This window comes from Pseudomonas sp. DSP3-2-3 (assembly GCF_049898225.1).
Taxonomy (GTDB): Bacteria; Pseudomonadota; Gammaproteobacteria; order Pseudomonadales; family Pseudomonadaceae; genus Aquipseudomonas.
The window spans coordinates 107,780-121,959 of the sequence record NZ_JAFCXH010000003.1 but is presented as its reverse complement, the minus strand read 5'-3'; the positions used below and the strand labels follow the sequence as shown (position 1 = coordinate 121,959).

The 14,180-nt window shown below is 57.7% G+C and carries 16 protein-coding genes and 1 tRNA gene; 13 read left to right on the top strand and 4 right to left on the bottom strand.

The genetic code is table 11. The annotated features are described in order from the left end of the window. Position 1: 1 nt before the first annotated feature. The 3 genes from ACP7E4_RS05120 to ACP7E4_RS05110 form a co-directional block, all read right to left on the bottom strand. Positions 2-562, bottom strand: coding sequence for a tat (twin-arginine translocation) pathway signal sequence (locus tag ACP7E4_RS05120; protein WP_426112259.1), 561 nt, complete (start codon positions 560-562; stop codon positions 2-4). Positions 563-735: 173 nt separating this feature from the next. Continuing rightward, positions 736-1,128, bottom strand: coding sequence for a VOC family protein (locus ACP7E4_RS05115; RefSeq protein ID WP_426112257.1), 393 nt, complete (start codon positions 1,126-1,128; stop codon positions 736-738). Positions 1,129-1,836: 708 nt separating this feature from the next. Continuing rightward, positions 1,837-1,921: transfer RNA gene (locus tag ACP7E4_RS05110), tRNA-Leu, on the bottom strand. A 108-nt stretch (positions 1,922-2,029) separates the two neighbouring features. Between ACP7E4_RS05110 and queA the strand changes: the two genes are divergently transcribed. The 6 genes from queA to ACP7E4_RS05080 all read left to right on the top strand — a co-directional run bounded on the left by queA (position 2,030) and on the right by ACP7E4_RS05080 (position 8,164). Continuing rightward, positions 2,030-3,094, top strand: a complete 1,065-nt coding sequence (gene queA / locus ACP7E4_RS05105; RefSeq protein WP_426112255.1) for a tRNA preQ1(34) S-adenosylmethionine ribosyltransferase-isomerase QueA — start codon at positions 2,030-2,032, stop codon at positions 3,092-3,094. Between the two features lie 14 nt (positions 3,095-3,108). Then, on the top strand, positions 3,109-4,224 hold the full coding sequence (gene tgt / locus ACP7E4_RS05100) for a tRNA guanosine(34) transglycosylase Tgt (protein WP_426112549.1): 1,116 nt from the start codon (positions 3,109-3,111) through the stop codon (positions 4,222-4,224). Positions 4,225-4,276: 52 nt separating this feature from the next. Then, positions 4,277-4,612 carry a preprotein translocase subunit YajC gene (yajC, locus tag ACP7E4_RS05095; RefSeq protein ID WP_020292183.1) on the top strand — a complete coding sequence of 112 codons (336 nt, stop codon included), beginning with the start codon at positions 4,277-4,279 and terminating at the stop codon, positions 4,610-4,612. 62 nt (positions 4,613-4,674) lie between these two features. After that, the gene (secD, locus tag ACP7E4_RS05090) at positions 4,675-6,543 is read left to right on the top strand and encodes a protein translocase subunit SecD (RefSeq protein WP_426112252.1); all 1,869 of its coding nucleotides are present in this window, start codon (positions 4,675-4,677) and stop codon (positions 6,541-6,543) included. A 9-nt stretch (positions 6,544-6,552) separates the two neighbouring features. Next, entirely contained in the window at positions 6,553-7,464 is a 912-nt protein-coding gene (gene secF, locus ACP7E4_RS05085) for a protein translocase subunit SecF (protein ID WP_020292185.1), read from the top strand. A 163-nt stretch (positions 7,465-7,627) separates the two neighbouring features. After that, positions 7,628-8,164 carry a glycine zipper 2TM domain-containing protein gene (locus tag ACP7E4_RS05080; RefSeq protein WP_426112250.1) on the top strand — a complete coding sequence of 179 codons (537 nt, stop codon included), beginning with the start codon at positions 7,628-7,630 and terminating at the stop codon, positions 8,162-8,164. A gap of 56 nt (positions 8,165-8,220) precedes the next feature. Here the strand turns inward: ACP7E4_RS05080 and suhB are convergent, their stop codons facing one another. Continuing rightward, positions 8,221-9,036, bottom strand: a complete 816-nt coding sequence (suhB, locus tag ACP7E4_RS05075; protein ID WP_020292187.1) for an inositol-phosphate phosphatase — start codon at positions 9,034-9,036, stop codon at positions 8,221-8,223. Positions 9,037-9,306: 270 nt separating this feature from the next. Between suhB and trmJ the strand changes: the two genes are divergently transcribed. The 7 genes from trmJ to hscB all read left to right on the top strand — a co-directional run bounded on the left by trmJ (position 9,307) and on the right by hscB (position 14,140). Then, positions 9,307-10,080, top strand: a complete 774-nt coding sequence (gene trmJ / locus ACP7E4_RS05070) for a tRNA (cytosine(32)/uridine(32)-2'-O)-methyltransferase TrmJ (RefSeq protein WP_426112248.1) — start codon at positions 9,307-9,309, stop codon at positions 10,078-10,080. After that, positions 10,080-10,856, top strand: coding sequence for a serine O-acetyltransferase (gene cysE / locus ACP7E4_RS05065; RefSeq protein ID WP_020292189.1), 777 nt, complete (start codon positions 10,080-10,082; stop codon positions 10,854-10,856). The genes trmJ and cysE overlap by 1 nt, the downstream gene beginning before the upstream one ends. Before the next feature lie 147 nt (positions 10,857-11,003). Next, positions 11,004-11,495 (top strand): Fe-S cluster assembly transcriptional regulator IscR, encoded by a 492-nt coding sequence (gene iscR / locus ACP7E4_RS05060; RefSeq protein ID WP_426112246.1) that lies wholly within the window; start codon positions 11,004-11,006, stop codon positions 11,493-11,495. Positions 11,496-11,539: 44 nt separating this feature from the next. Then, positions 11,540-12,754, top strand: a complete 1,215-nt coding sequence (locus ACP7E4_RS05055; RefSeq protein ID WP_341522874.1) for an IscS subfamily cysteine desulfurase — start codon at positions 11,540-11,542, stop codon at positions 12,752-12,754. An 85-nt stretch (positions 12,755-12,839) separates the two neighbouring features. Further along, positions 12,840-13,226 carry a Fe-S cluster assembly scaffold IscU gene (iscU, locus tag ACP7E4_RS05050; protein WP_020292192.1) on the top strand — a complete coding sequence of 129 codons (387 nt, stop codon included), beginning with the start codon at positions 12,840-12,842 and terminating at the stop codon, positions 13,224-13,226. Between the two features lie 60 nt (positions 13,227-13,286). After that, positions 13,287-13,610, top strand: a complete 324-nt coding sequence (iscA, locus tag ACP7E4_RS05045) for an iron-sulfur cluster assembly protein IscA (protein ID WP_020292193.1) — start codon at positions 13,287-13,289, stop codon at positions 13,608-13,610. Between the two features lie 8 nt (positions 13,611-13,618). Continuing rightward, positions 13,619-14,140 carry a co-chaperone HscB gene (gene hscB / locus ACP7E4_RS05040; protein WP_426112243.1) on the top strand — a complete coding sequence of 174 codons (522 nt, stop codon included), beginning with the start codon at positions 13,619-13,621 and terminating at the stop codon, positions 14,138-14,140. Positions 14,141-14,180: the final 40 nt, after the last annotated feature.

Below are 14,180 nucleotides of genomic sequence, written 5' to 3'. Positions count from 1 at the left end.
CTCAAGAAAAAGCGCTGGGACTGGCTTCTGCTGGAGCGGCAGGCAGCCACTTCAGATCATTGAAGCCACGCATCAGATATCCGCCCTTAGGAAAGGAGGCGCCTTCGTAACCGAAATGCTGATAAGCCAGCTCATTGCTATATAGCGAGTTGACTGACGTGCCTCTGATCAAAATGAAAAAGTCGGAATGCTGGATTTCTTCAAGCAGGGCGACCTGCCTGGTTTCATTGAGACTTGTCCAGCTGCCGCTGGCCAGTCGATCCAGGTCGGAAAGACCTTTATCAAGCAGCGGGAGTACGGAGGGGTCAGTGGATGCACGCTCGTCGAGCGCTTTTACGGCAAAGGCGTAGACAGCATCTTCCATGCGGTCATGGGGGTAAATACGGCGTATCACCAGCAGCAGTTTCGCCGCAACGTCGCTACTCAGGGTATTCATCTCCATCGCCCATGATCGGCTGGGAGCCAGCAGGGCGATGGGGCCTGAGCCGAATATAAGCGTACCCAGCAACAACCCACTGCTCCCTTGCAGAAAGCGGCGACGATTGAGATTTAAGTCTTGCATGAAATGTCCCCTTTTTATTGTTATTAAGGAGTGACAACGTCACGGTCGAATCATGGATTGCGGTTTAAAGGAAAAACTCACTCCTATTGAAGATCAAGTGGAAAATACTGTCTGAGGTTTTTGGTTCTGAGCTGGCAGGTGCTTAGTCCGACGGTAATTGGAACCTCAAATATTCATTGATAGTGGCCGCCACGCTGCAACACTTCGATTTTGTAACCATCGGGATCCTGAATAAAAAAGAATCGTGCGAGCAAAACGCCTTTTCTTTTGAATTCCTTGATGGGGGCTGGTGACAATTTCAGATCCACCAGTCGATTGAACTGCTGGTCCAGATCCTCGACGACAAAGGCGGCATGACCGTAGCCACTGCCGTGGGTGTACTCGCTCTGTCCCTTGTTCCAGGTCAGCTCGATTTCTGCGCCACTCTCGTAATCTCGCAGGTAGACCAGCGAGAAATCGTCGAAATCCAGGCGATGAGTTTCTCTGAGTCCAAACACTTCCTGGTAGAACTTCATGGACTGGTCGAGGTCGCCCACGCGGATCATGGTATGAATAAATTTTGCCATTCCATCTACCTACGGTTTTCTTGATTCTTGGATTTTTGATCAATCACGGTCGATTTCATGATGAGGCGAACGTGACCCAGGTGGGTAATAGAGGGCTACTACGTTTTTACTGAGGTACAGAATTTTTGCGTTCTTTGTGAGTGATCGCGAGTGGAACTGAGAAATGTGGGTGATGTAAGTTTAAGCATGGGCGTCGGCCAAAATAGCATCGCGTAAGCGCATGCCCATGGCTCAGGCCAGCGGGATTCAGGCCTCTGCGACCGGTGAGGGATGTCCACTAACGCGGGACTGGCGGCTCTTTACGATCGGGCGCAGGTCGGCGCAATAAAATGGCCAAGCGGATAGGTTGCTACAGGGCAGCTATGAAAGGGATGAGTTGCCGCAGTGGGCACACTGTTGAAAGTGGGCATCCATGATGCAGTCGTCGCCGGTAGCCGGGTGGTGGTCTTGCTTAAAGCCGGAGAAACCCAGGCAGTTCGTGTTCGCGCAGATATGGGTGGGGGAACGGTCTGTCGGCAGGCCTGGACGCTTTGATTGGCAAGCTGGTCAATGGCTTCGCTGGACACCTCCGGTTCTCGAACTGGAAAATGTACCAAAAAGAGGCTGGCTTGCAAGAGATGAGGGTGGAACCCCAGAGACCAAAAAGCCCGCGGTTAGCGGGCTCTAGGGGTGTTGCGTAGACGCCGGTAGTCGTCTATGTACTGCAAATGGTGCCCCGAGGGAGACTCGAACTCCCACTCCTTTCGAAAACGGATTTTGAATCCGCCGCGTCTACCGATTCCGCCATCAGGGCTCAATGGCGGCGAAGTCTACAGACGGTATTACCGTTGGTCAATCACCTTTCATGGTCAATTTTGTCTTCTTCCGCTAAACTTCACGGCCCTGCTAGACGAACCCCATCATGCGCGTTGCTGACTTTACCTTCGAACTCCCTGATTCCCTGATCGCTCGCCATCCTTTGGCCGAGCGCCGCAGCAGTCGTTTGTTGACCCTGGACGGGGTTAGCGGCGCGCTGGCACATCGTCATTTCTCTGATTTGCTGGAGCACGTGCGGCCCGGCGATTTGATGGTGTTCAACAATACCCGCGTGATTCCGGCCCGGTTGTTCGGCCAGAAGGCGTCCGGCGGCAAGCTGGAGATTCTGGTCGAGCGGGTGCTGGACACGTATCGCGTGCTGGCCCACGTGCGGTCGAGCAAGTCGCCAAAGCCGGGTTCGACGATTCTGATCGATGGCGGTGGCGAGGCCGAGATGGTGGTGCGCCATGACACGCTGTTCGAGCTGCGTTTTGCCGAACCGGTCTTGCCGCTGCTCGAACGCGTCGGGCATATGCCATTGCCTCCTTATATAGACCGCCCGGACGACAGCGCTGACCGCGAGCGTTATCAGACGGTCTATGCCGAGCGCGCCGGTGCGGTGGCTGCGCCGACGGCGGGCCTGCATTTCGATCAGCCGCTGCTGGATGCGATTGTCGCCAAAGGTGTGGAATTGGCGTTCGTGACGCTGCACGTCGGCGCGGGGACGTTTCAGCCGGTGCGTGTCGAGCGTCTGGAAGATCACCACATGCACAACGAGTGGCTGGAAGTCAGCCAGGAAGTCGTGGACGCCGTGGCCGCGTGTCGCGAGCGGGGTGGGCGGGTGATTGCCGTGGGCACGACCAGCGTGCGTTCGCTGGAAAGCGCGGCTCGCGATGGTGTGTTGAAGCCGTTCAGTGGCGACACCGATATCTTTATTTTCCCGGGGCGTCCGTTTCATGTGGTCGATGCCCTGGTGACCAACTTTCATTTGCCTGAATCCACGCTGCTGATGCTGGTTTCGGCTTTCGCCGGTTACCCCGAGACCATGGCTGCCTATGCGGCAGCGGTCGAGCATGGCTACCGCTTCTTCAGTTACGGTGATGCAATGTTCATCACCCGCAATCCCGCGCCGACCGCTCCTGCGGAATCGGGCCCAGAGGATCACGCATGACCCGCACCAGTCGTATGTCTTTCGAGTTGTTGGCCACTGACGGCAAGGCGCGTCGTGGTCGTCTGACCTTCCCGCGCGGCGTGGTCGAAACCCCGGCGTTCATGCCGGTGGGCACTTACGGTACGGTCAAGGGCATGCTGCCACGGGACATCGAAGCCACTGGCGCGCAGATGATCCTCGGCAACACCTTTCACTTGTGGCTGCGTCCGGGCACCGAAGTCATCAAGGCTCACGGCGACCTGCACGATTTCATGCAGTGGAACGGGCCGATTCTGACCGACTCCGGCGGCTTCCAGGTGTTCAGCCTCGGTGCCATGCGTAAGATCAAGGAGGAGGGCGTGACCTTCGCTTCCCCGGTCGATGGCGCCAAGGTGTTCATGGGGCCGGAAGAGTCGATGCAGGTCCAGCGTGACCTGGGCTCGGACATTGTGATGATCTTCGACGAATGCACGCCGTATCCGGCCGACGAAGATGTCGCGCGGGTTTCCATGGAGTTGTCCCTGCGCTGGGCCAGGCGTTCGAAGATCGCCCACGGCGAAAGCACGGCTGCGCTGTTCGGTATCGTTCAGGGCGGCATGCATGAAAACCTGCGCATGCGCTCGCTGGAAGGGCTGGATCAGATCGGCTTCGACGGCCTGGCCATTGGCGGTCTGTCGGTGGGAGAACCCAAGCACGAGATGATCAAAGTGCTGGATTATCTGCCGGGTCAAATGCCGGCTGACAAACCTCGTTACCTTATGGGTGTAGGCAAGCCGGAAGATCTGGTGGAGGGTGTGCGCCGCGGAATCGACATGTTCGATTGCGTGATGCCGACCCGCAATGCCCGCAATGGTCATTTGTTCATTGATACAGGTGTGCTGAAGATCCGTAACGCGTTCCATCGTCATGACGATTCGGCGCTGGATCCGACGTGCGATTGCTACACCTGCAAGAACTTCTCCCGCGCTTATCTGCATCATCTGGACAAGTGCGGTGAAATGCTGGGGAGCATGCTCAATACGATCCATAATTTGCGGCATTACCAGCTGCTTATGGCTGGTTTGCGCGAGGCTATTCAACAGGGTACATTGGCCGCCTTTGTCGATGCCTTCTACGCTAAACGCGGCCTTCCCGTGCCGCCTTTGGATTGATTGAACTGAGTTTTTGCAGCTTTTCTTATTAATTTTGCAACTGGAGTGCTAAATGAGCTTTTTCATCTCTTCCGCTTTCGCGGATGCTGCTGCACCGGCCGCAGGCCCTATGGGCGGTGGCTTTGAATGGATTTTCCTGGTCGGTTTCCTGGTCATCTTCTATCTGATGATCTGGCGTCCACAGGCCAAGCGCGCCAAGGAGCAGAAGAACCTGCTCGGCAACTTGCAGAAGGGCGACGAAGTTGTCACCTCCGGCGGTATCGCTGGCAAGATCAACAAAGTGACCGATGACTTCGTAGTTATCGAAGTGTCCGACACTGTTGAGCTGAAAATTCAGAAGGGCGCTATTGCCGCCACCCTGCCAAAGGGCACCCTGAAAGCGATCTAAGGTTTCAGTCTTTTACCAATCGACGGGGCGCGCAAGGCGCCCCGCGTTATACGGGCGGCGTGATGCTGAACAAATACCCTCTGTGGAAATACGTACTGATCCTGGCGGTGCTGGTGGTCGGTTTTATTTATTCCGCACCCAATCTCTATCCTGATGATGCGGCGATCCAGATCACCGGCGCGAGCACGGCGTTGCAGGTCAATCAGGCTGACCTCGATCGTGTCGGCAAGGCGCTTACCGATGCAGGTATCGCGGTCAAGGCTTCGTCCCTGGCTGAGAATGGCAAAGGCGGTTTGTTGCGTCTGAGCAAGCAAGAAGACCAGTTGCCGGCCAAGGATGTCGCCCGCAAGGCTTTGGGTGATGACTATGTCGTTGCACTGAACCTGGCCCGCACCACGCCGACATGGTTGCGTCATCTGGGTGCCAGCCCGATGAAGATGGGTCTGGACTTGTCCGGTGGTGTGCACTTCCTGCTGGAAGTCGACATGGACAAGGCGCTGGATGCGCGCATGAAGGTTTATGAAGGCGAAGTGAAAAGCCTGCTGCGCAAGGAAAAATCGCGCTATCGCAGCCTGCCGCAACTCAACGGCGCTATTCAGCTGGGTTTCAGCGATGAAGCTGCCCGCGACGAAGCTCGCACGCTGATCCGCAAGAATTTCACCGATTTCGATATCGTCCCGGCCGATCTGAACGGGATTCCCGTGCTGCGTCTGGCGATGACTCCGGCCAAGGTTGCCGAGATTCGCGAATACTCGATCAAGCAGAACTTGACCACCGTGCGTAACCGGGTCAACGAGCTGGGTGTTGCCGAGCCTCTGGTCCAGCGTCAGGGCGCCAACCGCATCGTGGTTGAGCTGCCGGGCGTGCAGGACACCGCTGAAGCCAAGCGTATTCTGGGCAAGACCGCCAACCTTGAGTTCCGTCTGGGCGCAGGTCCTGATGATTCCAAAGCTACCACCGAGATGTTCGAGTTCCGCGAAGGCGGTCGTCCGGCAGCTCCGGTCGAACGTGGTCTGATCATCACCGGTGACCAGGTAACCGACGCCAAGGCTGGCTTCGATGAGCATGGTCGTCCGCAAGTGAACATTACGCTGGATGGCCACGGTGGCGATCTGATGAGCCGCTCGACGCGCAGCAATGTGGGTCGCAGCATGGCAGTGATCTTCATCGAGCAGAAGCCAACGACTACTTACACCAGGCAAACGGTCAACGGCGTCGAGAAAGACGTGCCGGTTCAGACCTTCAAGGAAGAGAAAAAGATCATCAGCCTGGCGACCATTCAGTCGCCGCTGGGCAGTTCGTTCCGGATCACCGGTCTGAACGGCCAGGGTGAAGCTTCCGAGCTGGCGCTGCTGTTGCGTGCCGGTGGTCTGGCTGCACCGATGTACTTCGCTGAAGAACGCACCATCGGCCCGAGCCTGGGTGCGGACAACATCACCAAGGGTATCGACGCTTCGCTGTGGGGCATGCTGTTCGTCTCGCTGTTCATCATGGCCATCTACCGCTTCTTCGGTCTGATCGCCACGGTTGCCCTGGCGCTGAACATGGTCATGCTGCTGGCCTTGATGTCCTTGCTGGGTGCGACGCTGACCCTGCCGGGTATCGCCGGTATCGTGCTGACCATGGGCATGGCGGTGGACGCCAACGTACTGATCTTCTCGCGTATTCGTGAAGAAATTGCTGGCGGCATGACTGTGCAACGGGCGATCAACGAAGGTTTCGATCGCGCGTACACCGCGATTCTCGACGCCAACCTGACAACGCTGCTGGTTGGCGGCATTCTCTTTGCGATGGGCACCGGCCCGATCAAAGGTTTTGCCGTGACCATGTCGCTCGGGATCTTTACCTCGATGTTCACTGCCATCATGGTGACCCGCGCAATGGTCAACCTGATCTATGGCGGGCGTGACTTCAAGAAGTTGTGGATTTAAGGGGCTGACATGTTACGTACCATTAACTTCATGGGCGTGCGCAATATTGCGTTCGCCGTCACCATGCTCCTTACGGTCCTCGCGTTGTTCAGCTGGGCCACCAAAGGGCTGAACTACGGTCTGGATTTCACCGGCGGTACGCTCATCGAGCTGACCTACGAGCGTCCTGCGGATCTGGGCAAAGTACGTGAAGAGCTGGCAACCGCCGGTTATCACGACGCGGTCGTGCAGAGTTTCGGCGCGACCACCGATCTGCTGGTGCGTATGCCTGGCGAAGATCCGCAACTGGGCACTCAGGTCGCTGACGCGCTGCGCAAGTCGGGCGCCGATAACCCGGCGACCGTCAAGCGTGTGGAATTCGTCGGTCCGCAGGTCGGTGAAGAGCTGCGCGACCAGGGCGGCCTCGGCATGCTCATGGCGCTGGGCGGCGTGTTGATCTACCTGGCGTTCCGCTTCCAGTGGAAGTTCGCGGTCGGTGCAATCATCTCGCTGATCCACGACGTGGTCGTGACCATGGGTATCCTGTCGTTCTTCCAGATCACCTTCGACCTCACGGTGTTGGCGGCGGTTCTGGCGATCATCGGTTACTCGCTGAACGACACCATCGTGGTCTTCGACCGGGTCCGGGAAAACTTCCGTCTGTTGCGTAAAGCGTCGTTGATCGAAAACATCAACATCTCCACCACGCAAACGCTGCTGCGTACGATTGCGACCTCGGTTTCGACCTTGCTGGCGATCGTCGCGCTGTGGGTATTTGGTGGCGACAGCCTGCACGGTTTCTCGGTGGCGCTGTTCATTGGCGTATTGGCGGGTACTTACTCGTCGATCTATATCGCCAACGTGGTGCTGATCTGGCTGAACCTGTCCTCTGAGGATCTGATTCCTCCAGTGGTCGCTGAGAAAGTGGACGACCGTCCATAACTCGACGCGTTCACTGCAATGACCTGAAAGGCGCGAGTTTTGAACTCGCGCCTTTTTTTGTGCTCCAAGGTTTGGGTCTGTAAACCGCCACGCGGCTCACGCTGAACGTGCAGTAGACCCAAGTCGCGCAGGTCACTGCGCTTGAGATGGTCAGGAGGTTCACGTGAACAAATCGTTGCTTGTTGGTGCTGTGCTGGGTGCTGCCGTTGTTACTGCCGGCGGTGCTGTTGCCACCTACAGCCTCGTTAAAAGCGGCCCTGAATATGCTGAAGTTTTGGCAGTCGAACCTGTCAAACAGCAAATCAAGACGCCGCGTGAAGTCTGCAAAGATGTGGTTGTCACCCGCCAGGCGCCGGTCAAGGACCAGCACCAGATCGTCGGTAGCGTTATCGGTGCGGTTGCCGGCGGTTTGCTGGGCAATCAGATCGGTGGCGGTAATGGCAAGAAGCTTGCGACGGTCGCTGGCGCGGTAGGTGGCGGTTATGCCGGTAACAAGGTTCAGGAAGGCATGCAGAACCGTGATACCACCACCAGTACTCAGACACGCTGCAACACGGTCAATGACATCAGCGACAAGGTCGTGGGCTATGACGTGAAGTACAAGCTGAACGACAAGGTTGGTCAGGTGCGTATGGAGCGTGATCCGGGCAATCAGATTCCGGTTAACAAGGATGGGCAGTTGGTTCTGGGTCAGCAATAACTTTATCGCAAATGTAAAAAAACCGGCACTGAGCCGGTTTTTTTATGCGCTGAGACTTAGCGTTTCAGCGATGCAGGCAAGTGCGGTGCGATGGAGGTCAGCACGGCCTTGAAGCATTTGGTGTTGCCAGCCACGATGTGGCCTTTTTCCAGGAAGTCGTGACCGCCTGTGAAGTCGCTGACCAGACCGCCTGCTTCTTGAATCAGCAGGGCGCCTGCAGCCATGTCCCATTCGGACAGGCCCGATTCCCAGAACGCATCGAAACGACCAGCGGCCACGTAGGCCAGGTCCAGGCTTGCAGCGCCAGCGCGACGGATGCCGGCGGTCTGGCCTACCAGGCTGCGGAACATGCCCAGGTAGTTTTCCAGGTTATCCATCTGGTTGTCACGGAACGGGAAGCCAGTGCCGAGCAGGGCGCCTTCAAGGCTGGTGCGCGGGCTGACGCGCATGCGACGACCGTTGAGTTGCGCGCCGCCGCCGGCACTTGCGGTGAACTCTTCCTGGCGAACCGGATCGAGAACCACTGCGTGAGCCAGACGGCCCTTGTGTTTGCAGGCGATGCTGACGGCAAAGTGTGGAACGCCGCGAATGAAGTTGGTGGTGCCGTCCAGCGGATCGATGATCCACAGGTAATCGGCGCCTTCGCCGCTGCCTTCATGCAGGCCGCTTTCTTCGCCAAGGATGCCGTGAGTCGGGTAAGCCTTGCGCAAGGCGGTCACGATCAGTTGCTCGGCAGCACGATCGATTTCGGTGACGTAATCTTTCGCACCTTTTTCATCGACCTTGATGGTATCCAGGCGCTCGATGGAGCGGAAAATCAATTCGCTGGCGCTGCGGGCGGCGCGCAGCGCGATATTCAGCATGGGCTGCATGGACGTTTCACCTGGGTCGTTAAAGAAAGCCGAACATTCTATGGCGTAAGACGAAATATTTCCAGCGTCGTGTTGTCGCGTGAGGCTAAAACCGGCCCGTTGCGAGGCTTGCCCGCGAATCACGCGCCTCAGTGGATCAGGCTCACCGCGTTATCGTTCATCGCGAGCAAGGTGGATCGCCACCCCGGTCGCTCCCACAGACGTTCATAGCGTTAAGCGGGGGCCTTCTGTAAGATTTGCTCCCCATTCTTCTGTCTGTGAGCACTTGCCTTGTTGCAAAACATTCGTGTTGTCCTGGTCGGTACCAGTCATCCCGGCAATATCGGTGGGGCTGCTCGCGCCATGAAAAACATGGGGCTTTCGCGTCTGGTGCTTGTCGATCCGCTGGTCTTTCCCAATCACGAGGCCGACGCCCGGGCCTCCGGTGCGAGCGACATCCTCGAAAACGCCCAGGTGGTTGCGACTCTTGAAGACGCTTTGGTGGGCTGCAATCTGGTATTGGGCACCAGTGCCCGCGACCGACGCATCCCGTGGCCGCTGCTCGATCCGCGCGAGTCCGGCGTGATGGCCGCCGAGCAGGCCGGGCAGGGCGCCGAAGTGGCGCTGGTGTTTGGTCGTGAATACGCCGGCCTGACCAATGAGGAGCTGCAGCGATGTCACTATCACGTGCATATCCCGTCCGACCCTGAATTCAGCTCGCTGAACCTGGCGGCGGCAGTTCAGGTGCTGAGTTACGAGGTGCGCATGTCCTGGCTGGCTGTCCAAGGGCAGCCGACCAAGACCGAAAAAGTCGAAGTGACCTCGGTGCGTAGCGCCGATCTGGCGACCATGGACGAAATGGAAGGCTTTTACGGGCACCTCGAAGCGACGCTGGTAGCGATTGGCTTCCTGGATCCGGAAAAACCACGGCATTTGATGGCTCGACTGCGCCGTTTGTACGGGCGCAGCGATGTGAATCGTTCGGAGCTGAGCATTCTGCGCGGGATCCTCACGGAAACCCAGAAATCAGCCCGCGGTGAACCCTACAAGCGGAAGGATCAATGATGTTCGAGCGTCTGCGAGAAGATATTCAAAGTGTGTTCCATCGTGATCCGGCAGCGCGCAATGCCTTTGAAGTGCTGACCTGCTATCCCGGTATGCACGCGATCTGGCTGCATCGACTGGCACATATTTTGTGGTTGCAGGGCTTGAAGTGGCCGGCGCGGGTAGTGTCGAACTTCGGCCGCTGGATGACGGGTATCGAAATCCATCCTGGCGCCAAGGTTGGCCGACGGTTTTTCATCGACCACGGTATGGGTATCGTGATTGGCGAGACCGCCGAGATCGGCAACGACGTCACGCTGTATCAGGGCGTGACGCTCGGTGGCACCAGCTGGAATGCTGGCAAGCGCCATCCGACTCTTGAAGACGGGGTCGTGGTCGGTGCAGGTGCCAAGGTGCTCGGACCTTTCACCGTTGGGGCGGGGGCGAAGATTGGCTCCAATGCAGTGGTGACCAAGGCAGTGCCGGCTGGCGCTACGGCGGTGGGTATTCCGGGGCGCATCATCATCAAGTCCGACGATGACGTGCAGGCCAAGCGCAAGGCAATTGCCGAGAAACTGGGTTTTGATGCCTATGGCGTCAGCGAAGACATGCCCGATCCGGTGGCGCGAGCCATTGGCCAGTTGCTTGATCACTTGCAGGCCGTGGATGTTCGCCTGGAAGGCATGTGCGATGCGCTCAAGGGTCTGGGTAGCGATTACTGCGCCAAGGAACTTCCCGAGCTGCATGACGAGGTCTTCGACTGCGTCAAGGACAAGAGCGAAAGCAAGGTCGGTTGATGCCGGGCGTGCCATACGCCCTAGCGTTTGCTATGATGCGGCCGCAGTTTTGCAGGTATTCCCGACTAAATTGCTTGGTCTTATAGTTGACTTAAACAGTCGGGAATAGCATACTCGATTTTATCCAGAACCTCTGCGGTACACGCCATGCGACTGACTACGAAAGGCCGATACGCTGTAACTGCCATGCTCGATCTGGCACTACATGCGCAGCACGGGCCAGTGTCACTGGCCGATATCTCTGAGCGACAAGGCATTTCCCTGTCCTACCTTGAGCAACTTTTCGCCAAACTGCGTCGCAGCAGTCTGGTGTCGAGCGTGCGGGGGCCGGGCGGTGGTTATCAGCTTTCCCGCAGCATGGAAAGCATCCAGGTTTCCCAAGTGATCGATGCGGTCAACGAGTCCGTTGATGCAACGCGTTGCCAGGGGCTGGGCGATTGCCATGCTGGTGATACTTGCCTGACCCACCATCTGTGGTGTGACCTCAGCCAGCAGATTCACGAATTTCTAAGCGGTATCAGCCTGGCCGACCTTGTTACTCGCCGTGAGGTGCAAGAAGTCGCCCAGCGCCAGGATCTGCGTCGTTCCCATACCAAGACGCATTACCTGGATAAGATTGAAACGTCCGCCGTCGAATGAACGCAGATGAATGAGCGGTGCGCCTGCCTGATAGGAGAGCTTCAATGAAATTGCCGATTTACCTTGATTACTCCGCGACGACCCCGGTCGATCCGCGAGTCGCGCAGAAAATGATCGAATGCCTGACCGTCGAAGGAAACTTCGGCAACCCGGCTTCGCGTTCCCACGTGTTTGGCTGGAAAGCCGAAGAAGCGGTGGAGAATGCGCGTCGTCAGGTCGCTGATCTGGTTAACGCCGATCCACGCGAAATCGTCTGGACCTCCGGTGCGACCGAGTCCGACAACCTGGCAATCAAGGGCGTGGCGCATTTCTACGCCAGCAAGGGCAAGCACATCATCACCAACAAGATCGAGCACAAGGCTGTGCTCGATACGACGCGTCAACTTGAGCGTGAAGGTTTTGAAGTCACCTATATCGAGCCCGGCGAAGATGGCCTGGTAACTCCGGCAATGGTTGAGGCGGCTCTGCGCGACGACACCATCCTGGTTTCGATCATGCACGTGAACAACGAAATCGGCACCATCAACGACATCGCGGCGATTGGCGAGCTGACCCGTTCGCGCGGCGTGCTGTTCCACGTTGATGCGGCGCAGTCCACCGGCAAAATCGAAATCGACCTGGCCAGCCTCAAGGTTGATCTGATGTCGTTCTCGGCGCACAAGACTTACGGCCCCAAAGGCATCGGTGCCCTCTACGTGAGCCGCAAACCGCGCGTTCGCCTGGAAGCGGCCATGCACGGCGGTGGTCACGAGCGCGGCATGCGTTCCGGCACGCTGGCGACCCACCAGATCGTTGGCATGGGCGAAGCGTTCCATGTTGCCAAGCAGGACATGGCTGCCGAATACGCCCACGTCAAAGCCTTGAGCGAGCGTTTCTACAAGCAGGTCGAAAACCTGGAAGAGCTGTACATCAACGGCAGCATGATCTCCCGTGTACCGCACAACCTGAACCTGAGCTTCAACTATGTCGAAGGCGAGTCGCTGATCATGGCGCTCAAGGATCTGGCGGTTTCGTCCGGTTCGGCCTGTACCTCGGCGTCGCTTGAGCCGTCGTACGTATTGCGCGCCCTTGGTCGTAATGACGAACTGGCCCATAGCTCGATACGCTTCACCTTCGGCCGCTTCACCACCGAAGAAGAAATCGATTATGCGGCGCAGAAAGTCTGCGAAGCGGTCACCAAGCTGCGCGCACTTTCGCCGCTCTGGGACATGTACAAAGACGGTGTCGACATCTCCAAGATCGAGTGGGCGGCGCATTAATTTAAAGTCGCCTCCCAAGCGAGCCATGCGCAACTAACCGTGCGCATGGCATGCAGAGCGACTCCCTGATGAGAGGAATAGCACCATGGCTTACAGCGAAAAGGTCATCGACCACTACGAGAACCCGCGCAACGTCGGCAAGATGAACGCGGAAGATCCTGATGTTGGCACCGGCATGGTCGGCGCTCCGGCTTGCGGCGACGTAATGCGCCTGCAAATCAAGGTCAACGATCAAGGCATCATCGAAGACGCCAAGTTCAAGACCTACGGCTGCGGTTCGGCAATTGCTTCCAGCTCCCTGGCGACCGAGTGGATGAAAGGCAAGACTCTGGACGAAGCAGAGACCATCAAGAACACTCAGCTGGCTGAAGAACTGGCATTGCCGCCGGTAAAAATCCACTGCTCCGTACTCGCCGAAGACGCCATCAAGGCCGCCGTTCGCGATTACCGGCAGAAGAAAGGCCTGCTGTAAGCAGCGGTCCTTTTCTAAAGAAGCTTGCGACAAGCAACTGCGTTGCAATAAGGAGTCCCGATGACTATCAGCATGACAGAAGCCGCCGCGAAACACGTACGACGCTCCCTCGACGGGCGCGGCAAGGGTGATGGCGTTCGTCTGGGTGTTCGCACCACGGGCTGTTCTGGTCTGGCCTATGTGCTTGAGTTCGTCGACGAGGCGAACACCGAAGATACCGTGTACGAGCTGCACGGCGTCAAGGTGATCATTGACCCGAAAAGCCTGGTCTACCTTGATGGCACCGAGCTCGATTTCGTCAAGGAAGGGTTGAACGAAGGCTTCAAGTTCAACAACCCCAACTCGCGCGGTGAATGTGGCTGCGGCGAAAGCTTCAACATCTGAGGCTTATCGTGGGTACTCCTTGTCATTACGCCTTATTCGAGCTCAAGCCGAGCTTTCGCCTGGATCTCGATCAGCTGGCAACGCGCTATCGCGAGCTGGCCAGAGGCGTGCATCCAGACCGCTTTGCTGACGCTTCCGAGCGTGAGCAGCGTCTTGCGCTGGAACATTCCGCCAGCCTCAACGAAGCCTATCAGACGCTCAAGAACGCCCCGAAACGGGCGCGTTACCTTTTGGCGATGCGTGGCGATGAGGTTCCGCTGGAAGTGACCGTGCATGATCCCGAGTTTCTTCTGCAGCAGATGCAATGGCGCGAAGAGCTTGAGGATCTGCAGGACGAGGCGGATCTGGCGGGAGTCGCCGTCTTCAAACGCCGCCTCAAGGTTGCGCAGGAAGAACTGAACGAAAGCTTCGCTGCCTGTTGGGATGACGCTGCGCAACGCGATGAAGCCGAACGGCTCATGCGGCGCATGCAGTTCCTCGACAAGCTCTCTTACGAAGTGCGCCAGCTGGAAGAGCGCCTCGACGATTAACCCCGTGCTGCTTCTGGCCGCACGCCTGTGATTATTCAGA